24 protein-coding genes and 1 tRNA gene are annotated in these 24,513 nt (G+C 44.5%); 8 read left to right on the top strand and 17 right to left on the bottom strand.

Translation table 11 applies throughout. The annotated features are described in order from the left end of the window. Positions 1-145: 145 nt before the first annotated feature. The 4 genes from rplL to rplK form a co-directional block, all read right to left on the bottom strand. Complete coding sequence (gene rplL / locus ACM0P2_RS18060; RefSeq protein ID WP_105932692.1) at positions 146-520, bottom strand: 50S ribosomal protein L7/L12; 375 nt, start codon at positions 518-520, stop codon at positions 146-148. Between the two features lie 57 nt (positions 521-577). Beyond that, positions 578-1,096 (bottom strand): 50S ribosomal protein L10, encoded by a 519-nt coding sequence (gene rplJ / locus ACM0P2_RS18065; protein WP_159120529.1) that lies wholly within the window; start codon positions 1,094-1,096, stop codon positions 578-580. A 306-nt stretch (positions 1,097-1,402) separates the two neighbouring features. Then, complete coding sequence (gene rplA / locus ACM0P2_RS18070; RefSeq protein WP_159120528.1) at positions 1,403-2,098, bottom strand: 50S ribosomal protein L1; 696 nt, start codon at positions 2,096-2,098, stop codon at positions 1,403-1,405. Between the two features lie 4 nt (positions 2,099-2,102). Further along, positions 2,103-2,531: a 50S ribosomal protein L11 gene (gene rplK / locus ACM0P2_RS18075; RefSeq protein WP_015068306.1), complete on the bottom strand. Its 429-nt coding sequence runs from the start codon at positions 2,529-2,531 to the stop codon at positions 2,103-2,105. A gap of 247 nt (positions 2,532-2,778) precedes the next feature. On the opposite strand from rplK, the gene ACM0P2_RS18080 reads away from it, so the two are divergent. Continuing rightward, a complete protein-coding gene (locus ACM0P2_RS18080; protein WP_173361109.1) occupies positions 2,779-3,081 on the top strand; it encodes a hypothetical protein in 303 nt (100 codons plus the stop codon). A 977-nt stretch (positions 3,082-4,058) separates the two neighbouring features. Here ACM0P2_RS18080 and nusG read toward each other — a convergent pair. The 5 genes from nusG to ACM0P2_RS18105 all read right to left on the bottom strand — a co-directional run bounded on the left by nusG (position 4,059) and on the right by ACM0P2_RS18105 (position 8,128). After that, entirely contained in the window at positions 4,059-4,610 is a 552-nt protein-coding gene (nusG, locus tag ACM0P2_RS18085) for a transcription termination/antitermination protein NusG (RefSeq protein WP_015068310.1), read from the bottom strand. A 4-nt stretch (positions 4,611-4,614) separates the two neighbouring features. Next, positions 4,615-4,992 carry a preprotein translocase subunit SecE gene (secE, locus tag ACM0P2_RS18090; protein WP_020744440.1) on the bottom strand — a complete coding sequence of 126 codons (378 nt, stop codon included), beginning with the start codon at positions 4,990-4,992 and terminating at the stop codon, positions 4,615-4,617. An 80-nt stretch (positions 4,993-5,072) separates the two neighbouring features. Further along, positions 5,073-5,149: transfer RNA gene (locus ACM0P2_RS18095), tRNA-Trp, on the bottom strand. Between the two features lie 167 nt (positions 5,150-5,316). Continuing rightward, on the bottom strand, positions 5,317-7,158 hold the full coding sequence (locus ACM0P2_RS18100; protein WP_419226934.1) for an ABC transporter ATP-binding protein: 1,842 nt from the start codon (positions 7,156-7,158) through the stop codon (positions 5,317-5,319). A 343-nt stretch (positions 7,159-7,501) separates the two neighbouring features. After that, complete coding sequence (locus tag ACM0P2_RS18105) at positions 7,502-8,128, bottom strand: RraA family protein (protein ID WP_159120524.1); 627 nt, start codon at positions 8,126-8,128, stop codon at positions 7,502-7,504. Between the two features lie 259 nt (positions 8,129-8,387). Between ACM0P2_RS18105 and ACM0P2_RS18110 the strand changes: the two genes are divergently transcribed. After that, the gene (locus ACM0P2_RS18110) at positions 8,388-10,454 is read left to right on the top strand and encodes a M13 family metallopeptidase (protein WP_159120523.1); all 2,067 of its coding nucleotides are present in this window, start codon (positions 8,388-8,390) and stop codon (positions 10,452-10,454) included. Positions 10,455-10,573: 119 nt separating this feature from the next. Further along, entirely contained in the window at positions 10,574-11,245 is a 672-nt protein-coding gene (locus tag ACM0P2_RS18115; RefSeq protein ID WP_159120522.1) for a lysoplasmalogenase, read from the top strand. A gap of 2 nt (positions 11,246-11,247) precedes the next feature. Here ACM0P2_RS18115 and ACM0P2_RS18120 read toward each other — a convergent pair whose 3' ends face one another. From ACM0P2_RS18120 to ACM0P2_RS18140, 5 genes are all read right to left on the bottom strand, one after another. After that, the gene (locus ACM0P2_RS18120; protein ID WP_159120521.1) at positions 11,248-11,646 is read right to left on the bottom strand and encodes an ACT domain-containing protein; all 399 of its coding nucleotides are present in this window, start codon (positions 11,644-11,646) and stop codon (positions 11,248-11,250) included. Positions 11,647-11,679: 33 nt separating this feature from the next. Further along, entirely contained in the window at positions 11,680-13,059 is a 1,380-nt protein-coding gene (gene dbpA / locus ACM0P2_RS18125) for an ATP-dependent RNA helicase DbpA (RefSeq protein ID WP_159120520.1), read from the bottom strand. Then, positions 13,059-14,366 (bottom strand): substrate-binding periplasmic protein, encoded by a 1,308-nt coding sequence (locus tag ACM0P2_RS18130; protein ID WP_419226935.1) that lies wholly within the window; start codon positions 14,364-14,366, stop codon positions 13,059-13,061. The genes dbpA and ACM0P2_RS18130 overlap by 1 nt, the downstream gene beginning before the upstream one ends. Beyond that, positions 14,336-15,382, bottom strand: coding sequence for a dihydroorotase (gene pyrC, locus ACM0P2_RS18135; RefSeq protein ID WP_419226936.1), 1,047 nt, complete (start codon positions 15,380-15,382; stop codon positions 14,336-14,338). The genes ACM0P2_RS18130 and pyrC overlap by 31 nt, the downstream gene beginning before the upstream one ends. Before the next feature lie 101 nt (positions 15,383-15,483). Further along, positions 15,484-16,026 (bottom strand): lipocalin family protein, encoded by a 543-nt coding sequence (locus ACM0P2_RS18140; RefSeq protein ID WP_159120518.1) that lies wholly within the window; start codon positions 16,024-16,026, stop codon positions 15,484-15,486. 268 nt (positions 16,027-16,294) lie between these two features. On the opposite strand from ACM0P2_RS18140, the gene ACM0P2_RS18145 reads away from it, so the two are divergent. Together ACM0P2_RS18145 and ACM0P2_RS18150 are read left to right on the top strand one after the other, a co-directional pair. After that, the gene (locus ACM0P2_RS18145; RefSeq protein WP_159120517.1) at positions 16,295-17,245 is read left to right on the top strand and encodes an aldo/keto reductase; all 951 of its coding nucleotides are present in this window, start codon (positions 16,295-16,297) and stop codon (positions 17,243-17,245) included. A gap of 20 nt (positions 17,246-17,265) precedes the next feature. Beyond that, positions 17,266-17,649: a VOC family protein gene (locus tag ACM0P2_RS18150; protein ID WP_159120516.1), complete on the top strand. Its 384-nt coding sequence runs from the start codon at positions 17,266-17,268 to the stop codon at positions 17,647-17,649. An 83-nt stretch (positions 17,650-17,732) separates the two neighbouring features. Here ACM0P2_RS18150 and ACM0P2_RS18155 read toward each other — a convergent pair whose 3' ends face one another. Continuing rightward, the gene (locus ACM0P2_RS18155; RefSeq protein WP_159120515.1) at positions 17,733-18,548 is read right to left on the bottom strand and encodes a mechanosensitive ion channel family protein; all 816 of its coding nucleotides are present in this window, start codon (positions 18,546-18,548) and stop codon (positions 17,733-17,735) included. Between the two features lie 246 nt (positions 18,549-18,794). Further along, positions 18,795-20,012: an MFS transporter gene (locus ACM0P2_RS18160; protein WP_105932674.1), complete on the bottom strand. Its 1,218-nt coding sequence runs from the start codon at positions 20,010-20,012 to the stop codon at positions 18,795-18,797. A gap of 281 nt (positions 20,013-20,293) precedes the next feature. Here ACM0P2_RS18160 and ACM0P2_RS18165 point away from each other — a divergent pair, with 281 nt between their 5' ends. Together ACM0P2_RS18165 and ACM0P2_RS18170 are read left to right on the top strand one after the other, a co-directional pair. After that, positions 20,294-22,243, top strand: a complete 1,950-nt coding sequence (locus ACM0P2_RS18165) for an alpha-amylase family glycosyl hydrolase (RefSeq protein ID WP_419226937.1) — start codon at positions 20,294-20,296, stop codon at positions 22,241-22,243. A gap of 349 nt (positions 22,244-22,592) precedes the next feature. Then, positions 22,593-22,835, top strand: a complete 243-nt coding sequence (locus ACM0P2_RS18170) for a hypothetical protein (protein WP_159120513.1) — start codon at positions 22,593-22,595, stop codon at positions 22,833-22,835. An 85-nt stretch (positions 22,836-22,920) separates the two neighbouring features. Here ACM0P2_RS18170 and folE read toward each other — a convergent pair whose 3' ends face one another. Beyond that, the gene (gene folE / locus ACM0P2_RS18175; protein ID WP_105932671.1) at positions 22,921-23,604 is read right to left on the bottom strand and encodes a GTP cyclohydrolase I FolE; all 684 of its coding nucleotides are present in this window, start codon (positions 23,602-23,604) and stop codon (positions 22,921-22,923) included. A 160-nt stretch (positions 23,605-23,764) separates the two neighbouring features. Here folE and folM point away from each other — a divergent pair, with 160 nt between their 5' ends. Then, a complete protein-coding gene (folM, locus tag ACM0P2_RS18180) occupies positions 23,765-24,472 on the top strand; it encodes a dihydromonapterin reductase (protein WP_173361107.1) in 708 nt (235 codons plus the stop codon). The last annotated feature ends 41 nt before the right edge of the window (positions 24,473-24,513 follow it).

Genomic DNA, 24,513 nt, shown 5'->3' on the forward strand with positions numbered 1-24,513 from the left:
TTTATGCTTTTTATGGGTATGTCCGATTGGCGCTTTTACGTAATGTAGTCAGGGTTAGAATCTACACACTATACAGCGCAAAAAGGCTGGTGGTTCAAAAAACCACCAGCCTTGCCGTCTCAGGCAATAATCTGACTAAGTCAGATTACTTGATTTCTACTGCTGCACCAGCTTCTTCAAGCTCTTTCTTAAGTGCTTCAGCTTCATCTTTGCTTACGCCTTCTTTGATAGCTTTAGGAGCAGATTCAACTACTTCTTTAGCTTCTTTAAGACCTAGGCCAGTCGCGCCGCGAACTGCTTTGATAACTGCAACTTTGTTAGCGCCGAATGAAGTCATTACAACGTCGAACTCAGTTTGTTCTTCAGCAGCAGCTGCTTCACCAGCAACAGCAGGACCAGCAACAGCAACAGCTGCAGCAGATACGTTGAATTTTTCTTCAGCCGCTTCGATAAGTTCAACCAGTTCCATTACCGGCATTTCAGCGATTGCGTTTAAGATATCTTCTTTAGTTAGAGCCATGTTCTCTAAACTCCTGGGTATAAAATGTTAAAAAAATCAATATGCCAAAAACGCCAATTACTTGGTGTCTTTGACCGCCGCCAATACGCGCACAAACTTGCCAGGAACTTCGTTGATTGTTTGAACGAATTTCCCAACTGGTGCTTTGAAGGTTGCAAGTAGTCTCGCAAGCGCTTCGTCGCGGGTAGGTAGTGCTGCAACTGCGTCCAATTTCTCTGGACCAAGAAGACCGCTACCAATTGAAAGTGCAGTAACTTTAAGCTTATCGTTAGTCTTACCGAAGTCTTTGAAAAGACGTGCCGCACCGCCTGGTGCGTCGATAGAGAAACCATAGATAAGCGGACCAGTTAAGGCGCTGTCTAAGTCTGCAAATTGACTGTCGGCTAGAGCACGTTTTGCAAGAGTATTACGTACAACCTTTAGGTATACGCCTTGCTCACGAGCTTTTACACGTAGTTCAGTCAGTTCACCAACTTCCATCCCACGGTATTCAGCAACGGCTACGGATAGAGCGCGAGACGCAACATCAGAAATTTCTGCTACGATCTCTTTTTTTGCTGCTAAACCTAGTGCCACTGAGTTCACCTCTTTGTATCTGACTTTGTTTGTAGTTAACTACTCACGCCATCAGGGTTCACAGATTGATACCAACCCTCATGGTTGATACCGCTCTACGGTGTTTGTTACCCCAGAGAGTCTGAGTCAAACCACCGTCTGCGCAGGTTGTTGTATTAAGCAGTGTGTTGACTGTGAAAGTTCTCTTACCTCTTTCACCACACCGCACCTGCGGTCTTGGACGGGAGCTGCTTATTAGCACTGCTAATTGTCACAGCTCCAACCCATAACCTTTAAGAGATTTCGATGAGCCTATGCTCAGCGAAATTAAAGACCTACAGAAGCCTTATCAAGAGCAACACCAGCACCCATTGTAGTGCTTAGGCTGATCTTCTTGATATATGTACCTTTAGCAGAAGAAGGCTTAGCTTTCTTCAGTGCTTCAAGTAGCGCTTCAAGGTTTTCTTGAATTTGGTTCGCTTCGAACGCAATCTTACCGATGCTAGCATGGATGATACCGTTCTTATCGTTACGGTAGCGTACCTGACCAGCTTTAGCGTTCTTAACTGCCGTTGCAACGTCAGGCGTTACAGTACCAGTTTTAGGGTTAGGCATAAGGCCACGTGGACCTAGAATTTGACCTAGTTGACCAACAACACGCATTGCGTCTGGGCTAGCAACTACTACGTCAAAGTTCATTTCGCCTTTCTTAACTTGCTCAGCTAGGTCTTCCATACCAACGATGTCCGCACCCGCTTCTTTAGCAGCTTCAGCATTTGCACCTTGAGTGAATACTGCAACGCGAACGTCTTTACCAGTACCGTTAGGTAGTACAGTTGCACCACGAACGTTTTGGTCAGATTTCTTCGCGTCGATACCAAGGTTAACAGATACGTCAACGCTTTCTGCGAACTTAGCTGTTGCTAGTTCTTTAAGAAGCGCTACTGCTTCATTGATTTCGTACTCTTTGCTTGAATCTACTTTTTCGCGGATCAGGCGAGCGCGTTTAGTTAATTTAGCCATTCGATTAGTCCTCTACGTTCAAGCCCATTGAGCGAGCAGAACCCGCGATAGTACGTACCGCTGCATCTAAGTCAGCCGCAGTAAGGTCTGGCTCTTTAGTTTTAGCAATCTCTTCCAACTGAGCGCGAGTAACAGTACCCACTTTCTCAGTGTTAGGACGGCCAGAACCGCTCTTGATGCCAGCTGCTTTCTTAAGCAGGTAAGACGCAGGAGGAGTCTTTGTTTCGAACGTGAAAGAGCGATCTTCGTATACCGTAATTTCTACTGGTACCGGAGCGCCTTTCTCAAGACTTTCTGTTTTCGCGTTGAAAGCCTTACAGAATTCCATGATGTTCACACCGTGCTGACCTAGTGCAGGACCAACCGGTGGACTTGGGTTAGCAGCGCCAGCTGCAACCTGAAGCTTAATAATACCGCTTACTTTTTTAGCCATTTTACATGCTCTCTTGTTTGGGTCTAACGCCTCGCAAATACAGAGATTATTTGCTCAATCGGCTTCCCGTTTCCGTTTAAAAGGGCGCGCATTATATAAGGTGATTAATTACTATGCAAGGGCTATTTAGAATAAAAAACCATCGAAAGGTCAGTATTTTTTATCGCAAAAGTGATTCAAAGTTTACATAGCGTCAGACAGGGGGCGCAGAGTCAGTTATATTCATTTAAATAAGGATTAATTAACAATGGAAAAACTTACTGAATTAAATAATGAAGAGGTCTCACAAGTTTCTGGTGCTCTTTGGGCCAATGCTTTAGGTGCACTTGCCGGTGGAATAGGTGGATTCTACGGCGCAATTATAGGTGGTGGACGTAACGCGACCTTTAGTAGTATCGCTACTGGAACACTTGCCGGAATGGGTGCAGGTGCGTTGAGTCCGGTTAGAGGTTTTAGCTCTCTCGCAACATCTGTAGGCGGTGGCTTGATTTCGGGTGCGATAACAAGCGTTGCATCGGAAGTTGAGGAATTAATAACAACAGATGAATGAAGGTCGCGTTTATAATGGTAGATATTCGAGCTGTTTTAATTTGGACCCTATTAGTTTGTGGGGTGAACCTAATATTAAAACGTTCTTTAGGTGTTGGATTTTGGGATTCTTTTGGAGAGAGCAATAAGATTTCAAAGAAGACTGCTACAGTACTGCACTTTCTATTCATATTTTTTTCGCTCACCAGCTGTTACTTATGGCTTATTTAATTCGAAAGAGCCCCTTTGGGGCTTTCTCGAAATCAATATTTGGGTCAAAGTGCTCTAACACTAATTACTGAGTAACGGGTAAAACAAAATTGAGAGACAAATGGTTTTATCACCGTTAGCAAGACTCTACATGGCTTGTGCTATGCTAAGCCTGTTTTCCTTTAGTGCGTTTATTGCAAGTAATAGCCTTTTACTTTTAATCAATTACTCAGGGATTGCAGCGATACTTTGGATCCGGCTATTTAGTTCGAGAGCTCATATAGGTCAGTTAAAGCGTTTTGCAATTGCGCGTATAATTGTCACAAATTTCTTATTCGTAACTGCTTTAACTATTGGTTTATTAGTTAGTGAAGATTATAAATGGTGGGTTGTGCTTGCTGCCCTCATCATATCATCCCTAAGTTATCTCTTTCCGGTTTACCTGAATAAGCCTAATTAAAACTTTATCTGTTAATTGTGAAATTTCGTTCTTAGAGAAAAAGGATTAGCATTGTTTATCGGAGCACTGGAATATATTTGTCCCTTTACTTGGGTAATGGCATTAGTCGTTTCAAACTTTGTTTTGAAACGCTGGGCCAATATTGGTTTTTGGGATTCTTACATCGAAAGCGTGGTATTTCCTCAATGGGTTTGCCATGTCTTACACGGTCTGCCAATTTTTATTACTTTACTAGCAATATACTAGAAAAAAATTAACTAACTTATTTGTCAAATAAAAAAGCCCCTATGTAATAGGGGCCTTTTCAAAATTGCGAGTCGTTGTTAGCTTTAGCCTTTCTCTACCTGACCAAATTCTAAATCTACTGGTGTAGAACGACCGAAGATAAGTACCGATACTTTTACGCGGCTCTTTTCGTAGTCTACTTCCTCTACCACACCGTTGAAGTCTGCAAATGGACCGTCTGTAACGCGAACCACTTCGCCTGGCTCGAACAATGTTTTTGGTCTTGGCTTATCAACATTTTCTTCAAGGCGATTTAGGATAGCGTCTGCTTCTTTTTGCGTAATTGGCATAGGACGGTCTGATGTACCGCCGATGAAACCCAATACGCGAGGAACGCTTTTAACTAAGTGCCATGACTCTTCGGTCATCGCCATTTCTACCAATACATAACCCGGGTAGAACTTACGCTCTGATTTGCGCTTTTGACCTGCACGCATTTCAACGACTTCTTCTGTTGGTACTAGTACCTGACCGAAGTAGTCTTCCATGTTGTGCATTTTAATATATTCAAGCAGCGTCTTCTTAACGCGAGCTTCGTATTGCGAATAGGCTTGAACTACGTACCATCTTTTCTTTACTGCTTCTTCTTCAGACATACGTTTATGCTCCTATTCCAGTAATAAAGCCAACTACACGAACGATGATGCCGTCTAGTCCCCATAAAATTAGTGCCATAACTAACGTCGCTGCAAGTACGATAAGCGTAGTTTGGTTCGCCTCTTGACGGGTTGGCCATACTACTTTGCGAACTTCTGTGCGAGACTCTTTAGCAAAGCTCAAGAAGGTACTACCTTTTTCGGTAGTTGCTGCGATGAAACCAGCTATACCAACTACTACTACAATCGCGATGGCACGGTATAGAACCGAGATCTCACCGTACATTGTGTTAGCGGTTACTAAACCGGCAAGCAGTGCAAAAACCACTACCCATTTAAACATGTCCAATGCATTGGACTGATTTTCCGTCTTTTCGCTCATGTTACGATCCTAGCACTACAGCGTCGTTGTTTTACGCACTTATTCAATGCGCAATTTAAAATTCTTCGTTTAAGTAAATTTGGCAGGGGTGGAGGGACTCGAACCCCCAACCATCGGTTTTGGAGACCGCTGTTCTACCAATTCGAACTACACCCCTGTGGTGTCTACATCACAAAATTTACTTACACTGCCCTTGGGAGTTGTGCGTCTTTTCTAAGGAAAGTGCGGTATCGCAAGGGAGGGACGCGTATTATACTTAACCACTTTCAAGATACAAGCGGTTTATCGCTCCCAAATGCTCTTCCTATTATTTCTTTCTAAGATTTATTCTACCCCAATGAAACCACCGGTTTGATGCGCCCACAGCTTCGCATAAATACCATTATGAGCAATGAGTTCTGCATGTGTGCCCTGCTCTACAATATTGCCTTTATCGAGCACCAACAACCGGTCCATTTGCGCTATCGTTGACAAGCGATGTGCAATAGCGAGCACGGTTTTGCCCTCCATTACTTTGTCTAGACAAGCTTGAATGGCCGCCTCGACTTCTGAATCCAATGCAGATGTCGCTTCGTCTAGTACAAGCACAGGCGCATCTTTGAGCAATACCCGAGCAATCGCAATTCGCTGTCGCTGCCCACCAGAAAGTTTCACACCCCGTTCACCTACATGTGTGTCGTATCCTGTTCTTCCGTAACTATCGGTGAGGGTCAGAATAAAGTCATGTGCTTCGGCCTGCTTGGCAGCGCGGATCATGTCTTCTTCGGTAGCATCCGTGCGTCCGTAAAGGATGTTGTCGCGCACCGAACGATGCATAAGCGAGGTATCTTGTGTCACCATACTGATTTTGGCACGCAGGGTTTCTTGCCCAACGTGAGTGATATCTTGTCCATCGATAATGATGCGGCCGCTTTGGGTGTCGTAAAAACGCATAAGTAAATTTACCAAGGTCGATTTACCTGCACCAGAACGCCCCACTAAGCCAACTTTCTCCCCTGGCTTAATGCTTAAATCCAAGTGAGAAAAGACATCGATAGGTTTGTCATCAGCACCAGAATACGAGAAGTTCACATCATCAAACGTAATACCTCCACCGCTAACTTTAAGTGCATTTGCCTCGGGTTTGTCTTTAACCGCAATAGGTTGAGCCAGCGTGTTCATGCCGTCCTGCACTGTGCCCAAGTTTTCAAATAAGCCTGATACTTCCCACATTACCCAGTGGGACATGCCGTTTAAACGAAGACACAAACTTATAGCAATGGCGATGTCACCGGGGCTCGCGATGTTTTCCATCCACAAGTACACAGACAGCGCGCCCACAGTAAAAATGAGAATGGCGTTAGCCATTTCCACGCAGAATTCCAATACGGTGACCAAACGCATTTGCGGGTAAACCGTTTTAAGAAAACCATCCATGCTCTCTTTTGCGTAATCCGCTTCACGGCGGCTATGTGAAAACAGCTTTACCGTTGTGATATTGGTATAGCTATCAACAATACGCCCCGTCATTAATGAACGCGCGTCTGCTTGTTTTTGCGATACTTCTTTTAGTTTAGGCACCAGCACTTTTAAGATGCCAATGTACACAAAGAACCACACGATAAGCGGCATGGCTAGGCGCCAGTCAGTGCTGAATATAAGCACAACCATTGAGATAAAATAAACACTGATATACACCAGCAAGTCGAGAACTTTAGTCACGGTCTCTCTCACTGATAGTGCGGTTTGCATTACCTTAGTGGCAACACGCCCGGCAAATTCATCGTGGAAGAACGTTAGGCTTTGACCCAGCAAATAGCGGTGCGCCTGCCATCTAATGCGCATTGGGTAGTTCCCCATCAACGACTGACGGGAAAATAAGGAGCGAAGCAAAATAAACAGGGGAATTAGTACAAGTACGGTAACTCCCATTCCTATAAGTGTAAACTTTTGGTCGGCTAAAAATGTTTCGCGATTTTGCTCGGAAAACCAATCGACTAGCTGTCCTAAGAAACCAAACAATACCACTTCTAGCATGGCAACAATTGCACTTAGCACGGAAACGGTGAGAATTACGCCCCACATACCTTTGGTATAATACTTACAAAAAGCAACAATGCCTTGCGGTGGTTGGGTAGGTGGCGTATCAGGGAAAGGCTGGGTAAGCTTTTCAAAAAATGAAAACATGTAAAACTCGTTAATTATTCAGTGACAGAGCACATTTACGCATGCCCCAAAATGCTAGGTCACAATTCTACACGATATAAAAACGCGTGTTGAACTTTGCGTCATGTTTTACCGCAAAGTTCATTTAAAGTTAGTTAATACTATGGAGTAATAAGGGCTGATTTCCTTTCTCTTTTACCGTGTTAGAAAGCTCATGACCACGCCCGTTGATAGAACACTTGGTCATGGCTGCTAAACAAAGAGAAGCTGTTAGGTGGTTTGACTGAACAACCAGCCCCAATTAGATGATGTCGTGAACCGCTGGCAGCGACATAGACAAACACGGTTCGTTTAATTGGTAAGACTACTCGTTTGTATATCCGAGTTCTGTCAGAATACTCTCCACTTTTTTGACGTGCTCGGCCTGCCATTGCGCTAACGTCATAGCCCCGTCTTTCTCGGCCCGCTTTTTGGCAGTGTCAAAGGCCGTTAATGCATCCGCTTTTGGAATAACAGCAATGCCCTCCTCGTCCGCCACGATAATGTCTCCCGCGTTAACTACAACACCACCGCAGCTCACTGGTTCATTCAGCGGCGATATGCATTTTTTTGCACCCGGCTTAGGTACCACACCGCGAGCAAACACGGGAAACTTGTTTTCGCGTGTTTCTGCAATATCACGAATCACACCGTCAATAACAAAACCTTTGATCCCGCGAGCCTGCGCAATTGCACACACATTACCACCAGCGACAGCGAACTTGTCATCGGCCTCTACGACAATAATGTCACCAGGGCTTGCGCGATAAATTGCCGCATGGAGCATAAGATGGTCTCCTGGTTCACATTTTACGGTGAAAGCTGGGCCAGCTATACGCGGGATACCATCCCATAAAGGTTTTATGGCGTAATCCATAAACTGGTCTCTTGGAAGCGCATCTGCGTATTCGCAAGGCGAGACGCTGTCAAAAGGGATATTGTCTAATTCCATTGCCTTTCCTGTCTTTTTTCTGGTGAGAGAAATCACTATAACGAAATTAAGGCCCCAAGTTGTTACAAGCTGTGTATTTTCACTATAAACACTTTTTCTGTTAGCACTGCCATGCTAAAAACATGTGTGATTATAAAAGGCGAGTAGGTGTTTCAAGTTCTTAACCTTTCAAGCAAATGAGAGAGCTATTGCCTCGAGCCAAAAACAAATTAACGGTAGATGTCACCACTACCGATAAAATAAAAAGGAAAAACTCGACATGTTACGTAGCGTTTTAAGCTTAAGCGTGGCGCTGGCCTTAACGGCTTGTAGCCCACAAAATTCGTCCACAGAACAACAGACACAAAGCGCGGCCACTGAAGAGGCTCAACAGCAGCTTTCCTCAGGTGTTATAAAAGAAAATATGGACTTGTCTGTTGACCCAGGTGATGACTTTTTCCGCTATGTAAACGGCAAATGGTTTGATAATTTTGAAATACCGGCAGACAAATCGAGCTACGGCTCTTTCGTGATCCTTCGCGATGAAGCGCAAGACCACGTAATGGACATTATTAAATCATCTGCCGAAGGTGACTTTAAAGCGGGAAGCGACGAACAGAAAGTGGGGGATTTCTACCGTGCCTATATGGACATGGAGACCCGCAACGAGCTTGGCACGACGCCGCTAAAACCTGAGCTATCCAAGATTGATGCTATTGAAGACTATACCGACCTTGCCGAGTACTTCGCATACGCCGCTCGCTATGGCTACGGCACACCATTTAGCCTAACCCAATATCCAGATCTTAAATCGCCGAAAGAATATTTGATGTATACGTGGCAGTCGGGACTGGGGCTTCCTGAGCGCGAGTACTATTTCAAGGACGATGAGACGTCACAAACCATTCGTGATGCCTACGTTAAACATATCCAAACCATGTTTGAGCTAGCGGGCTTCGAGGCGCCTAAAGAAAGCGCAGATATGCTCTTCGCGCTAGAGACGAAGATTGCTCAACTGCACATGAAAAAAGAGCAAGCCCGTAACTTTGCTGCCAATTACAACAAGCTAAACATTGAAGAGCTCAAAGCCTTAATGCCTAAGTTCGACTGGGACGCTTACCTTTCTGAAGCTAACATTAGCGACATTCCTTCACTCGGCATTTTACAAAAAGACTACATGCAAAACATTGATGGCGTTATTGCTGAAACCTCACTTGAGGACTGGAAGACGTTTCTTAAATGGGGCTTGTTAAATGCGTCTGCCGGCCGTCTGAACGCCGAACTCGATGAAGCAAACTTTAACTTCTACAGCAAAGTGCTTCGCGGCGTAGAAGAGCAGCAGCCACAATGGCGTCGTGCAGTGAGTCTTTCAAATGCCCACGTTGGTGAACTTATCGGTAAGGTCTATGTAAAACAGCACTTCCCGCCTGAAGCGAAAGATCGCATGATGGAAATGGTTAATAACCTGTTGTTAGCTTACAAAGAAAGTATCGAAAATCTTGATTGGATGACAGATGAAACTCGTGCGCAAGCGCTGGACAAATTGTCTAAGTTTACCGTGAAAATTGGTTACCCAGACCAGTGGAGAGACTACTCAGCGCTGACAGTTAATGCCAGTGACCTGTTTGGAAATTTAAAGCGTTCTTCGGACGTGCTGTACGAAGAAATGCTTAAGAAACAAGGCGGCCCAGTGTGGACCCATGAATGGGGCATGACACCACAAACCGTTAATGCCTACTACAACCCACCGCTAAACGAAATTGTATTCCCTGCGGCTATCCTGCAACCTCCGTTCTTTGATATGAACGCCGAAGACGCGGTTAACTACGGTGGTATTGGCGCAGTAATTGGTCACGAAATTGGCCATGGTTTTGATGATTCAGGGTCAACTTTCGACGGTGACGGCGTTCTGAGAAACTGGTGGACTGATGAAGATCGCGGCGAGTTTGAAGCACGCACTGCAAACTTAATTGAACAGTATAACCAGTTTGAGGTTCTGCCAGACTTGCACGTGAACGGTGAATATACCTTAGGTGAAAACATCGGCGACCTTGGCGGCATCAGCATCGCACTTAAAGCTTATCATCTGTCTCTTGATGGTGAAAAAGCGCCTGAACTAGATGGTTTTACTGGCGATCAGCGTGTATTCATTGGTTACGGCCAAGTGTGGGCCAGCAAATACCGTGAAGAAGCCTTGCGCAGCCAAGTACAAACCGATACTCATTCACCTACCAAGTTCCGCACTAACGGTGCTGTTCGCAACGTGCCTGAATTCTACGAAGCGTTTAACGTGACCGAAGAAGATGCGTTGTATTTACCACCAGAAGAACGCGTGAAAATTTGGTAATTCGCATACACATGCGCGCGTAGATAATACGTCAGTTAAAGCCCCATGTTTTGTTCGTCAAACTGGGGCTTTTTCGTGGTGTAACAAAAATAGAATTAAGCTGTTTTAGATAACTAAATATGAATGTAAGAGCAACTATCGTTTTTATGATCTTGGCGCTGCTTTACTTAGCGACGTTGCCGTTTTCACCTTATGTCGCACAATTCCTACCTAAAGCGCTTCCCATCTGTGTACTGATGGTATTTGCGTTTATAAAGCTTAATAGTACGCCGCGATATGTCGTGTTGGCTGCACTACTTTTTAGCATGGCTGGAGATATTAGTCTGGCTATACCGTTTGAGGACAGTTTTATAACTGGATTATCGTGCTTTTTCCTTGCGCATTTATCCTACGCCGTATGCTTTGCTTCACTGCATTGCCGTCAACAAAGAATACACACCGACGATGTTATTTCGCACAAAACTAAGTGGCTAGTTAGTATTATTATCGTTAGTTTCGCCACGCTGATGGCTGCCCATATCCTGCCAGCATCGAAAAGCTTATTTTACCCTGTCGTCGCCTATATTAGCGTTATCACGCTAATGGGGTTAGCCGCAGTGTGCCTGGCACGAACCAAGCTAATTATAGCTGGCGCTATGCTTTTTGTGGTCTCAGATGCCATTCTCGCCCAGTCGGTTTTTAAAACGCCGCTTCCATCATCAGCCTTTTGGGTTATGACGACGTATTATGCCGCGCAATATTGTTTAACGGTGGGCCTTGTTAACGCGTTATTAAGAAAACAGACAAGGTAGGATTAGTTAGACAACGACGTTAAAACGTCTAGCGCCACATCGACTTTTTCAACTGGCACAAAAATATGGTCATGGTAATACGCGGCCACCACGTTTGCGCTAATTCCCGCATTACCCAGCGCGGTGGACATAGCTGCAGTCATGCCTACCGCTTCCAAACTTGAATGCACTTCACACGTTATACAGCGGTAGTAGCCTTCAAATTGCAGATTAGCTTGCTTGGCCGCGGCCACTGGCAGGATGAGCGTTGTGCCCTCGCATTCCTGAAACATGCCTTTAGCCACCGAGACAAGCGTGCTTGATAACTTGTCGGCAGGCAGTGTAGTGAAAACATAATTTTCACTACTCGCCACGGGATTTAAGTTTTTAAGTAACACGCTTAAGTCGGTTTCGGCTATCACGATACGCTCTTTTATTTTAAAGCTATGATTTGATTAAAGCTTTTTAGCTCTAATACGCTTACCTTTAATTTTACCCTCTCTGAACTGCGTCATGGCTTTTTTCACGCTACGCGCTTTTACAGCGACAAAACTCATACTGTTTTGAACTGCGATTTTGCCTAGGTCATCGCCAGGAATTCCCGCATCTTTGGTCAGCGCCCCAACTAAATCACCAGGACGAAGTTTTTCTTTTTTACCGGCGCTTAATGAAATACAGGTGAACTCAGGCTGAGTAATTTTGTTTTTATGGAACCGTAAACTTTGCGCGCCTTTAAGTGGAATATCGCTTTCCTGTAGCACTTCTATTTTTCTTAAAAAATGCTCTTCCTCATCACTTACCAGAGTGATAGCCATGCCTTTTGCACCTGCTCGCGCTGTGCGTCCTATCCGGTGAATATGGGTTTCGGGCTCTTCGCTCACGGTGTAGTTTATAACACAGGCAACATCGTCTATATCTAATCCTCGGGCTGCTACATCCGTGGCAACAAGCACTTGCAATGAGTCGCTGGCAAACTGCATCAACACAGAGGTTCTTTGATGCTGCTCCATATCCCCCTGAAGCCCTTTTGCACTAAAACCGTCTTCAATTAATTCATCTACGACGTCATTGACCTGAGTTTTACGGTTACAGAAAACAATGGCATTTTTAGGCTGATATTCCGTCAACACCGCTTTAAGTGCCTGCGTGCGGGTGTGAGGTAATACGTTGTAACCCAGCTGAGTTATTGCAGGCTTATTCTCTTGAGATTCTACTTTGCAAGTTACCGGATTATGCAGGTACTGCTTTGCCACACGCTCAATTTGTTCGGTGAAGGTGGCAGAGAACAACAGAGTTTGTACCTGTTTTGGCGTTTGACCAAAAATAACCCGCAGGTCATCTTCAAACCCCATGTCTAACATGCGGTCCGCTTCATCAAGAACGCGTAATTTTACATTACGTAAATCAATGCGGCGTTTCTCAACGTGATCCATTACGCGGCCTGGCGTTCCTACAATGATATGCGGGCTATGTTTAAGCGATTGAATTTGCGGCCCCATCGGCTGACCACCACACAAGGTGGTCACCTTGATGTTACCGATATCTTTTGCCGCAGTACGGCACTGCTGCGCGACTTGTTCAGCTAGTTCTCGCGTAGGGCAAAGCATAATTGCCTGTGTGGTGAAGTCGTTCACTTCTATCTGCTGCAACGCGGGGATCACGAAGCACAGCGTTTTGCCACTGCCGGTCTGGGCCTGACCGATAACATCTTTACCCTGCAATGCCTCTGGGAGTGACTGCGACTGTATGGGAGAGAGCTGGTGTATACCTTGTGAGTCTAGCGCCTTTGCGATGGCGGGATTTATATCTAATTGCTTTACTGTTTCAACTGTCATTAATTTGGGTTCCAAAGGTGCACTACACCATGTTCGGTATGATGAGCTATGCCGTATTCTTGGGACACCATGTCACTCCATGAAGAAAGCCGCTCATTAAATTCATCACTCATTTTCACATCGGCCGCCGCTAACTTGAGCTTTTCTAAAACCAAAACACAGGTGTCTTTCTTGGATAGTGCTAGGTAGGCCGTTGAGATATCGTACTTACTTGAAAGTGTTATTGTCTCACATTTGAATTGATTTGGATTGCATCCAAAGTCAATCGCGCCCTGAGAACCGAAAATCGTATCTATTTCGTTGTTAAATAATGCTTCAACTAACTCGTTCCAAGAGCCATAAGCGCTCACTTTAAATCCATTTTCAAGGGCAACGTTATAGCGATAGTCTTCTAATAGCGTCCCTACTCTGAATGTTCGCGGTACATCATCAAAGCTTTCAAAATGGGGTTTATTTATGCCGTAGAGACCGTGCAGATTGCGTGACACCGGCGTTATCCAGTGAAACACATCGTCTCTTTCTTCCGTACGAATAACGGCAAAAACCAATACGTTCGATTTAGACATAGCCTCTTTAGCAATGCGCTCCCAAGGCGCCGACAATATATCTTGTGGCAAGGAAATTTCTTTGAGAACGCTATTAACCAGGTCGGCAGCGATGCCTTTTAACTTGCCCCGCTCCCCCTTTTCAGAAAATAGTGGAATCACGTCTGCAATTACCCAAAGGTCGCTTGCATCAGCATCCAACGGGCCTACTAGACTCACAAGACCATAGGCTAGCTCTATCTCGGAAAAGCTCGCTGACAGCGCAGATTTCACATTATTGGCAAGCAGGTAAAAACCCTCAGAGTTTTTATACTCACTAATTTTTTCGCTTACGCGTTCTGCAAATTGAAAAGAGGTGGAATTTTTATCGATAGCAATGTAGCTGACCGCGACTTCTGTTAGCTGATTCCCTGCGTACGGCGTACAGGGCACGTTCTCGCCACACTCAAAAGCAAACAGTGGCGACACCCAATAATACTCCCGCTCATTATCTGCCGTTCTAATTAGATTAAGATAGAGACGAGGGCTCGCCTGCTCTTCATCTGACATAAGTCGCAGCTCAGTTTGCTCCGATGATAAAGCATTATCCAGCACCATACGGGCATACTCATCGATGCTTTCTCGCAGAGGTTGAGAAAACACATTTCGCAAGTCATGGGTATCGGACTGAAAAAGGAACAGTGCCCTTGCGGGATTGATCCACAGAGCACTTAAACAAGCAATGAGTAAAATTAGGCTTGGAAAGCCTTTTCTAGTTTCCATTGTAACGTTTGTCCGGCGAAGAATGGGACCATTTCGGTGCCATCAGCTAAGGTAACTTGTTCTGGCACCGCCCATGACTCTTTAACTAATGTCATTGTAGTTGTATTTCGCGGTAAACCATAAAAATCTGCACCATAATGGCTGGCAAAGCCTTCTAGTTTGTCTATTGCGCCTAGCTGTTCAAACACTTCTGCGTAAAGCTCAATTGCCGACCACGCACTGTAACAACCCGCACAGCCACATGCGTTTTCTTTTTTGTGTTTCGCGTGAGGCGCTGAATCTGTTCCTAGAAAAAACTTTTTATTGCCGCTCGCCACCATATCGCGAAGCGCTTTTTGATGCGTATTGCGTTTAAGTACTGGCAAACAATAATTGTGTGGCCGTACTCCCCCCACGAGAAGGTCGTTGCGATTTAGTAATAAATGCTGAGGAGTGATGGTGGCACCAACAAAATCACTCGCGCTTGCAACAAAACTTGCCGCATCTGCGGTCGTAATATGCTCAAACACTACTTTTAGTTTTGGAAACGCCTCAACGATTGGGCCTAGGTGTGTATCGATAAACACTTTTTCACGATCGAAAATATCGATGTGGTGCTCTGTCACTTCACCGTGAATTAGTAGCAACAAACCTTGTTCTTGCATGGCTTGGAATACAGGGTATAAAGCCTGAATACCTTTTACTGCCGCGTCAGAATTCGTCGTTGCTCCCGCAGGATACAACTTGCACGCCGTGACACCGGCTTGCTTGGCGTCAACAATATCTTGAGGTGTTGTTTGATTAGTAAGAAACAGGGTCATTAATGGTTCGAAGCTACTGCCACTAGGTCTTGCAGCCTCAATACGGCTTTTGTATGCCATCGCCATATCAGCATTGACCACAGGCGGCACAAGGTTCGGCATTACAATAGCACGTTGAAAGCAGCGCGCGGTTGCCGGAACGGTTTCTGCCAACATTTCGTTATCGCGAAAATGAAGATGCCAATCATCTGGCGTGGTAATGGTGAGCGTTTGCATGCCTTGTCTCTCTTAGTACTTATTCAAACAGAGGGATATATTGCGCGCAATAATAGCACAACTCACAATTTTTGCGCGCAGAACGAGACTACGGTTTTGGGCTATGGCTGATTTTTTTCGTGCTCTACCCAAATTAGCTTGTTGACGTCATAGCCAGCAGCTGTGGCTGTATCTAAAAGCTGAGAACGCACATCATCGGCAATTGAGGGCGTGCGAGCTAAGATCCAAAGATAGTCTTTATCAGGGCCGGTGATTAACGCGTATTGGTATCCTTCTTTATCTAGTTCCATGATTACGTAGCTCGCATAAAATGGGCCAAAGAAAGAGACCTTAAGGTGTCCGATTGAAGGGGAATCTACAAAATACGCTTTGCCCTCCGCTTCATCCCAAGCGTTGTCTTCTTTAGAAAAACCACGATTGATAACTTTTACACCACCGTCATCGCGCATGCTGTAGGTTGCTGTAACATTGCTTAACCCTTCCTCGAAACTATGATCGTATCTTGCAATTTCGTACCACTTACCTAAGTAACGAGGAAGCTCAAATTCATTAACCGGTGTAACCTTTTCAGGTACACCAGTACATCCGGATATACCCAAAAGGAAAATCCCGCTTGCCATCGCAAAAATCAGTTTTTTAAACATATGTTCTCTCTCCTTAAACTTTTTTATAGCAAAGGCGCGTTGCTACTCAACACGGCCGTCGCTTGACACAACAGAGCATTGACCCTCAATGTGAGGCTCGACCATTCGATATAAGCCAGCTGTCGTTATAAAAAATAATTTCGCCTAATCAAACTTTTATTATGAGTGCCCTCATATTACAGTGCCTGACGAGTAACAACGAATTGATACCAATAACGAGTGCCTTAACGTCTTGTCCACTCGATATTTTGAATAGGAAGTAGAACAAATGAACGCACATTTTCCACACGCAAGCCGATTAATTTACGGGTGCATGGGGCTCGGTGGAGGTTGGAATGATTCACCTGTCACAAAAGATGATATTAGCCAAGCCCGCTCCATTATCGACACCGTTTTAGACCTAGATATTAACGTATTTGACCACGCCGATATTTATACCTTTGGCAAAGCCGAAACTGCCTTTGGTGAGGCACTGAAAGAAGCGCCCGAGTTAAAAGATAACATGATCATCCAATCAAAATGTGCAATACGCTTTGAAGATGATTTGGGACCAAAGCGTTACGATTTCTCTGCGAACCATATCCACAACTCGGTGGAAGGTATTCTTTCACGCTTAGGCATAGAGCAGCTTGATGTTTTATTGCTTCATCGCCCTGATCCATTAATGGAGTTAGAAGAAGTCGCGGGGACACTACAGCTTTTACAACAGCAAGGAAAAATTAAGCATGTGGGCGTATCAAACATGCACGGGCACCAAATTAACTATCTTCAATCAGCGCTCTCAACGCCGATAGTCGCCAACCAGTTAGAAATGAGCTTGGGTTTTAGAGACTGGTTAGAAGACGGTATTACAACCAACAATGCTGCAAACCGCAACATCGGGTACGCGCCTGGCACACTTGAATATTGCATGATGAACAATGTACAGCTGCAGGCATGGGGAAGTTTGGCCCAAGGCAAGTATACGGGTGCAACGGCAGAAACGAGTAGTGATAAAGACACGGCTGATTTGGTTGCGCATCTTGCGGGTGAATATCAAACGACACCCGAAGCTATTGTGTTGGCTTGGCTTATGCGCCATCCCGCAAATATTGCTCCGGTTTTGGGTAGTACCAACGTTGAAAGGATTAAGGCTAGTCAGAAAGCGATGGGTGTCCACCTGACCCGAGAGCACTGGTATAAGCTATTTGAGGTAGCTCGCGGCCAAGAGATGCCATAAGAATCACCGAGGGAAATAGTATGTTGAAAGGTTTTCATCATGTTGCTGTTATTTGTAGCGATTACCCGCGATCAAAGGCGTTTTACACGGACGTCTTAGGTTTTTCTATCATTGATGAAAATTACCGAGAAGCCAGGGATTCGTATAAGTGCGACTTGGGCTTGCCTGACGGTAGTCAAATAGAATTGTTTTCGTTTCCAGGCGCACCGCAAAGGCCGTCACGCCCCGAAGCACAGGGGCTCCGGCACTTGGCATTTAAAGTCGACAACTTGGACGAAGTGATTAATCACTTAACGAAAAAGCGCGTGGAATGCGAACCGGTAAGAATTGATGAATATACCGGCAAACGATTTACGTTTTTCCAAGACCCTGACGGTTTACCTCTAGAGTTATATGAGCGCTAAAGGGCGTTCTTTTATTAAAAAAATGCCGAATAGAAGCGTGTCTTTATTCGGCATTTTTTAGTTAAAGCGTCTGATCATTTGGACTAATCGAGCATTCTAACTTCCCGCTGCGGAAATGGAATATCAATATCATGCTGTTGAAGTGCGTTAAAAATAGCTTGATTGAGTGCATATCGCACCTCGAAATGCCTGACCGCGGGTGCCCACACCCGAATTCCAAAGTTGATGCTACTATCGCCAAAGTTATCAACGCCAATGGCCGGTGACTTTTCAATGCTTACACCGTCAACGGTTTTAACCGCGTTTCGAATTACGTCAATTACGTTGTCTACATTACTAGAGTATGCAACACCGATTTCCAACTCGATAAGCATATTTTCTGCAGAGTTGTGCAATATTTCGCCTACAATAAGCTTATTGGGAATTTGAATATGCACATTATCTTCGTCGATAAGTATGGTGTAGGGCAGCATCACTTGATCGACAACACCGGCAACCCCACGAACGCGAATGGTATCTCCCACAACAAAGGGGCGAGTGATGATAATGGTAAATCCAGCCGCATAATTTGCCAGCATTCCCTGAATGGCAAGGCCTGCCCCCAAGCCCACTGCGCCTAACGCAGCAATGAGTGGCGTAACACTAATACCAACATTGCCTAACGCAATGATGATGACAAGCCCAAGTACCACCAATTTACAGGCGCCACCAGTGAAACGACTAAGCGTGACATCAATGCCTTTGCTTACCATTAGGTTTTCAACCACATGGCCTATTTTGTTGGCAACCCACCAACCAATGAAAAATATGATGATGGCACCTACAATTTGGAAGCTGTAGGTCACTGCAAATTCAACCAGTGTGTCGTATAGCGCTTGCGCTTGTTTTAATTCATCCATTTAGCGTGAGTACAATTAGCGGTGATACTTGAATAGGTGAAGAGTATACCACTCCGCATAGACAATTACCCTCTCAGCGAGAGTTAAAATGTTCGTAATCGCGGCGTGTTACCGCAGGTATAGTGGTTCTACATCAAGGTGACGCAACAAAGAGTACGGACATTTTAAACTCGCCCTTCGGGAAGGTCTGGCACTGTTTAAGAGAAAGTAAGGCCTGCTGATGACAAGCCTAAGAAAAAACGAACATTAGTTAGCGTATTCGCTTGCCTCTATTTCAGCCAAACGCGCCTTTGTAGGGTTCTTAATGTAGTTATACACCAAGCCCACAAATAGTAACGCTGCGAACCCTGTTGCCACCATGAAACCGTATTTAGCATCGCCGCCATTAGCGTCACTCACAAGCCCCATTATAAAAGGCCCGGCTGCCGCACCTGCGGCGGTGAAGAACAATATAACGCCGGCTACACTGCCGTGCTGATGCTTAGGAAAACAGCTTATCCCTTTGGAGTTGAAGGTTGGGTATATGACTGACATGAAAATACCTGTCAAAGGGAACAAGAACAGGGCAACTTGTTTTCCGCCCCACAAACCAATACCGAAACACAATACAATCGCGCCAGTGAATAGCATCAACACAAGTGCCCAGTTGAAACGAGACATCATCCAGATGCCTACAAATCGCCCTGCCGCTCGAAGAATAAAGAAGGCGGTCACTGAATATATGGCCAACGTTTGTGAAAAGCCTTCTGTATAACAATCATACGTCGCCTTAAGTGTGGTTGCATCGCACACTAAATAGCTTGGCATCCAAACATAAATTGCACTTTCTGCAGCAACATAAAGAAATGCACCTATCGAGAAACCCAGCGCATAGGGATTTTTAACCAATTTCAGACTTTGCGCTATAGATACCTTTTCTTCACCGTTTCCGGTGTTTCTTGTATAAGCAGGGTACTTAACTAATAACGCCCCCACAATGAGTACGGTGCAAACACCACCGGCAATGACATATAACCACTGCCATGCAACGCCTTGATGAATAAGGTATGCAACAATTAACGGGCCAATGATTGCACCTACGCCAAAGAATGCTTCCGCGCCGTTCATGGTAGCTGTGTGCTGTTTAGTAGATGACGAGATATCGCCAATTAACGCCAGGGCACCCGTTTTGAAGATACCCACGGCTACACCTGAAAGACTCATTAGACTCACAATAAGCATAAAGTCGTTGGCAATTAGGAAGCTGTAGCATGCTAGGCCAAAAAGCGCGAGCCCTATGATTATGGTAGGTTTTCGCCCTAGCTTATCGGCTAAAAAGCCCAAAAATAGACCTGATAGCGCAATACCCAGCATAGGGAGTGAGTGCATCAAGCTAGCTTGTGCATTAGTGACCGAAAACGCCACTTTTACTTCTTTGATTATCTCGCCTACAGAATCTGATGTCATTGCAAACATCATAAACATAAGGTACGTCAACCACCTGATAATTCTGCTACTAGAGTCATGATTAGGCATATTTTGTCTCGCAATTACACTGGCGAAAGGATTAGCTTAACCTTTCTTAAATTCATAAAAATACGTTTACTGTTTCACGTACTCATTTTGTAAAAAATAACGATTTAATAACCTTGAAAAATAAGCTTAATCGTTTAAGATAAAAGTTAACAGAATTTAAAAAGCCTGTAAACCCGATAATTTGGATGGGCTAACTTAGCATACAAGTGTGTAACAATTTGGAGTTTTCTATGAGCTATGCTGCTGACAGTGGTGTATGTTTAGACAGAATCTTGGCATCTACCGATTTATCTGGCCTTACAAAGAAAGACGCGACGACATTCACTCGTCGATTGAAGGCGCATTTTCCCCGTCTTTTTGAAAAATATACTTACGTCTATGGTCATCAGTACGACTGCTATTTTCATTTACAAAAGCTCGTTGAAATTTTAAGAGATGGTTTAAAAAACCGGAAGCCTGCACTTAAAAAGTTAGATAGCCAGCGCCTCGACTCTCCTTTATGGTATCGCGATGAAGAACAGGTCGGAATGGCCTGTTATGTTGATTTGATGGGACCAACGCTCAACGACCTACACGACAAAATTGACTATTTCAAAGCACTTGGTGTTACTTACGTTCATTTGATGCCTTTATACGATGCCCCTAAAGGTGATAGTGACGGTGGATATGCAGTTTCGGATTACCGCAAGGTAAATCCAACTTTAGGAACGGTCAAAGATCTGGAAAAACTTGCTGACGCACTCCAAAAAGAAGGGATTAATCTTGTTCTCGATTTCGTCTTTAACCATACCTCAGATGAGCATACCTGGGCCAAAGAGGCGTTAGATGGTAACAAACAATATCAAAACTATTACTACTTGTTTGATGACAGAACGATTCCAGATCAGTACGAACATACGCTTAGAGAAATCTTTCCACAGGTAAGAAGAGGCAGTTTTACCTTTAATGAGCAAATGGAAAAGTGGGTGTGGACCACATTCAACAGTTTTCAGTGGGATCTTAACTACAGCAACCCAGAAGTATTTAATGCAATCACTTCAGAAATGCTTTTTCTTGCAAACCTGGGCTGTGCTGCGCTGCGTTTAGACGCATTGGCGTTTATATGGAAAGAACTGGGCACAAACTGCGAAAACCAAGAAAAAGCACACGTGCTGATTCAAGCGTTTAACTGTTGTCTTCAAATTGTAGCGCCCGCCGTAGTGTTTAAGTCAGAAGCTATCGTACATCCCGATGAGGTACTGAAATATATCGATAAAGACGAGTGTCAACTGTCTTACAATCCACTGTTAATGGCGTTGCTATGGAACTCGCTGGCAACGCGCAAAACGCGGCTTTTAACCAGCTCAATGAAAAAGAGTTTTGCAATATCTGATAACTGTACCTGGGTAAACTATGTGCGCTGTCACGATGATATAGGATGGACATTCGACGATGCTGTCGCGCATGACATTGGCATTAATCCGTTCGATCATCGTTTGTTTCTCAATCAGTTTTACACCGGAAGGTTCGAAGGAAGCTTCGCAAACGGCGTACCTTTTGCTGAAAACCCGTCTAACGGCGATTGCCGGGTATGCGGGTCGCTAGCATCACTGTGTGGCTTGGAAGGCGCACTAAGCGATAACGACGCGCAAGGCGTAGACGAAGCGGTAAAACGCATGTTATTGCTCTACGGCATTACGTTTAGTATCGGCGGTATTCCTTTGCTTTATTCAAGTGATGAAATTGGAAAGCTTAATGACTACAGCTACCGTGATGACGATAGCAAGAAACACGATGACAGATGGGTAAATCGGATCGCTGTGACTAATGAAGACACCCAGTTAGCACTAGGTGAAACCACACCTTCAAATACGGCGCAGACCGCGAGCCTGCGCGTTTTTAAAGGTCTTCAGCAAATGATAGCGATAAGGAAGCAGAACGCCATCTTCGGTCAGGCCAAGACCCATATACTAGAAACCCACAATCAGCATTGCTTCGCCTTTTTGCGTGAAAATATTGAGGGTGAAAAGCTTCTTGCGATTTGTAACTTTAGTGAACACCCTCAATCACTATCCCGTAGCATTTTGGCAACACTTAAGCACTCTGCGAGTAAAGATTTGCTTACTGGTGAAACGGTCGAGATAAACTCTTCAGCACTACTACTCGCCCCGTTTCAACAAATGTGGCTACTTCCCGCATAATTATCTTTCTATAAACTACACCCAACTAATTTCTAGCGTCAGCTAGCAGATTAGTTGGGACTTGTTCAGCAAACAATTTAAATTCATTCACGTCAACAACTTAACAACTATCCCATAGTTTCAAAAGCAATTGAAAAAATTACTACTATACTTAAGTGTGTTGGTGATTATTTCACATGCTTGGAAGTGTGCGACACGTTAGACCACTAAAAGCGCAGGAAGTGAGAACATGCATGCTCCAATAGGTTTGGTTTAATACTTGCTAGGTTAATTCTTGCTAAGACTTCTTGGAATACTATTAGCAGTACTTCTCTGAATTAAGCCGCCGGCGAAATTCGAATTGTGTCATATGGATATGTTTAACATGGTAACGGATAGAACGATGCAAAGTGATAGCACTTTGGAATACATGTGCCCTTATTGCGGGGCAATTAATGATTTTAAACTCGACAGTCTTCGCGATATGTATCACGAACAGCATGAGTCATGCAGTTGCTGTAACAAGATACTAAGCCTGACCCCCGCTGACGGGATTGCAGGACGCGTAAATCTTATCGTCGATGAGATTATTAACGACAATGTCATCAAGTAACCTTCGCTTCTAGGTTAGTTCATGTCTCTCTAAACAAAAAACCGCTGAATTCAGCGGTTTTTTTAATGCTAGCAACGGGATGAGCCTAACGGAAAAACTCCCGCTTTAACTCGTTGTCTGTAAGGAAGCGGCCGCCTAATGCAGACGTCTTTGTATATGAATTCGTATCTCGAATGCCACGCGCCTTAACACAATAATGTGTGGCATTTATGCTCACTGCAACGTCTTCAGTGTTTGTGAGCGTTTGCAATGCCACGAGCACTTGCTGAGTTAACCGCTCTTGCACCTGGGGGCGTTGCGCAAAAAAGCCAACGAGCCTGTTTATTTTTGAAAGCCCAATTACGGTGTCTTTGGGAATGTAAGAAACCGTAGCAGTGCCATCAATAGTGACAAAATGATGCTCACACGTGCTTGTCAGGCTGATGTCCGAAACCTGCACTGGCTGATCAATCTGCATCTTATTTTCGATAGCAGTAATTTTAGGAAACTTTCGATAGTCCAGCCCACCAAAAATCTCATTAACATACATTTTAGCGATTCGCGCCGGCGTGTCACAAAGACTATCGTCAGCCAAATCTAAACCAAGCGTGTCCATAACATCTCGCATGGCACTTTCAATTCGCTTTCGCTTCTGTTCATCTGTCAGCCCATTAGCTACCATTGGCGTTTCTAACCCTTTGGCCTCCAATGCATCTCGTACACGTTGTGCTGATTCTGAAATAGAGTGGTCCAGTGCGTCGCGCACAATTACCGCTTCTTTTGCTAACATTGCTTTATCCGTTGTTACTGCTTTTTTTGAACTTCTACGCTGAGTTACTCGTAAAAGTTCGGTTATACAACAACATGACTTTTATTTAATGTTGTTGCTACCGATAGTGCTACTAACACAATAATAAAACTGCGACTGCTTATTTAAGAAGGACATCATCTTGAAATCACCTGTACTTATAACAGGCGCTAGCCAACGTCTTGGACTAGCCATGGCCGAAAGTTTACTTGAACAAGGCCAGCATGTAGTGGTGACGTATCGAACACCACGCCCGAGTATCACGATGCTTAAGGATAAAGGCGCAACAGTTTTACACGCTGATTTTAGCACTGAGGCGGCTATTGATCGAGCAATTGATGAGATTAAGGCAATCAGTAAAACCTATCGGGCCGTTATTCATAATGCATCCGATTGGGCACAAGAAAAAGACAGTAGCGATAAGCAGAGCCTCATAGAGCGAATGATGATGATTCACGCTATCGCACCCTACCGCATTAACTTAGCGCTAGAAGATGCACTACGCGAGTATGAAGGCCAAGCCGATATCATTCATATGACTGATTACATTCAAGAAACGGGCAGCGAAAAACACATGGCATATGCAGCAAGTAAAGCTGCCTTGCACAATCTCACCTTATCGTTTGCAAAAAAACTTTCCCCTCAGGTAAAAGTAAATAGCATTGCTCCTGCTTTGCTTATGTTTAATGAAAATGACGATGAAGCCTATAAACAGAAAGCACTTAAAAAGTCGTTACTTGAAATAGTCCCTGGCGCGCAAGAAGCCGTGAAAGCGATGAACTATCTTTTTGATAGTGATTATGTGACCGGGCAAACCCTTCATCTCAATGGTGGGCGGCATTTGAAATAAGGCATACCCGTTCGTCAACTAACCGGCGTAGACCAATGTAA

The sequence above is a fragment of the Alteromonas sp. OM2203 genome (genome assembly GCF_048517045.1).
Lineage (GTDB): Bacteria > Pseudomonadota > Gammaproteobacteria > Enterobacterales > Alteromonadaceae > Alteromonas > Alteromonas gracilis.

Excerpts from the sequence above, each read along its gene's own strand:
- rplL (WP_105932692.1), bottom strand. The coding sequence starts at position 520 with ATGGCTCTAACTAAAGAAGATATCTTAAACGCAATCGCTGAAATGCCG.
- rplA (WP_159120528.1), bottom strand. The coding sequence starts at position 2,098 with ATGGCTAAATTAACTAAACGCGCTCGCCTGATCCGCGAAAAAGTAGAT.
- rplK (WP_015068306.1), bottom strand. The coding sequence starts at position 2,531 with ATGGCTAAAAAAGTAAGCGGTATTATTAAGCTTCAGGTTGCAGCTGGC.
- ACM0P2_RS18080 (WP_173361109.1), top strand. The coding sequence starts at position 2,779 with ATGGAAAAACTTACTGAATTAAATAATGAAGAGGTCTCACAAGTTTCT.
- nusG (WP_015068310.1), bottom strand. The coding sequence starts at position 4,610 with ATGTCTGAAGAAGAAGCAGTAAAGAAAAGATGGTACGTAGTTCAAGCC.
- secE (WP_020744440.1), bottom strand. The coding sequence starts at position 4,992 with ATGAGCGAAAAGACGGAAAATCAGTCCAATGCATTGGACATGTTTAAA.
- ACM0P2_RS18100 (WP_419226934.1), bottom strand. The coding sequence starts at position 7,158 with ATGTTTTCATTTTTTGAAAAGCTTACCCAGCCTTTCCCTGATACGCCA.
- ACM0P2_RS18105 (WP_159120524.1), bottom strand. The coding sequence starts at position 8,128 with ATGGAATTAGACAATATCCCTTTTGACAGCGTCTCGCCTTGCGAATAC.
- ACM0P2_RS18110 (WP_159120523.1), top strand. The coding sequence starts at position 8,388 with ATGTTACGTAGCGTTTTAAGCTTAAGCGTGGCGCTGGCCTTAACGGCT.
- ACM0P2_RS18115 (WP_159120522.1), top strand. The coding sequence starts at position 10,574 with ATGAATGTAAGAGCAACTATCGTTTTTATGATCTTGGCGCTGCTTTAC.
- dbpA (WP_159120520.1), bottom strand. The coding sequence starts at position 13,059 with ATGACAGTTGAAACAGTAAAGCAATTAGATATAAATCCCGCCATCGCA.
- ACM0P2_RS18130 (WP_419226935.1), bottom strand. The coding sequence starts at position 14,366 with ATGGAAACTAGAAAAGGCTTTCCAAGCCTAATTTTACTCATTGCTTGT.
- pyrC (WP_419226936.1), bottom strand. The coding sequence starts at position 15,382 with ATGCAAACGCTCACCATTACCACGCCAGATGATTGGCATCTTCATTTT.
- ACM0P2_RS18140 (WP_159120518.1), bottom strand. The coding sequence starts at position 16,026 with ATGTTTAAAAAACTGATTTTTGCGATGGCAAGCGGGATTTTCCTTTTG.
- ACM0P2_RS18145 (WP_159120517.1), top strand. The coding sequence starts at position 16,295 with ATGAACGCACATTTTCCACACGCAAGCCGATTAATTTACGGGTGCATG.
- ACM0P2_RS18150 (WP_159120516.1), top strand. The coding sequence starts at position 17,266 with ATGTTGAAAGGTTTTCATCATGTTGCTGTTATTTGTAGCGATTACCCG.
- ACM0P2_RS18155 (WP_159120515.1), bottom strand. The coding sequence starts at position 18,548 with ATGGATGAATTAAAACAAGCGCAAGCGCTATACGACACACTGGTTGAA.
- ACM0P2_RS18160 (WP_105932674.1), bottom strand. The coding sequence starts at position 20,012 with ATGTTTATGATGTTTGCAATGACATCAGATTCTGTAGGCGAGATAATC.
- ACM0P2_RS18165 (WP_419226937.1), top strand. The coding sequence starts at position 20,294 with ATGAGCTATGCTGCTGACAGTGGTGTATGTTTAGACAGAATCTTGGCA.
- ACM0P2_RS18170 (WP_159120513.1), top strand. The coding sequence starts at position 22,593 with ATGGATATGTTTAACATGGTAACGGATAGAACGATGCAAAGTGATAGC.
- folE (WP_105932671.1), bottom strand. The coding sequence starts at position 23,604 with ATGTTAGCAAAAGAAGCGGTAATTGTGCGCGACGCACTGGACCACTCT.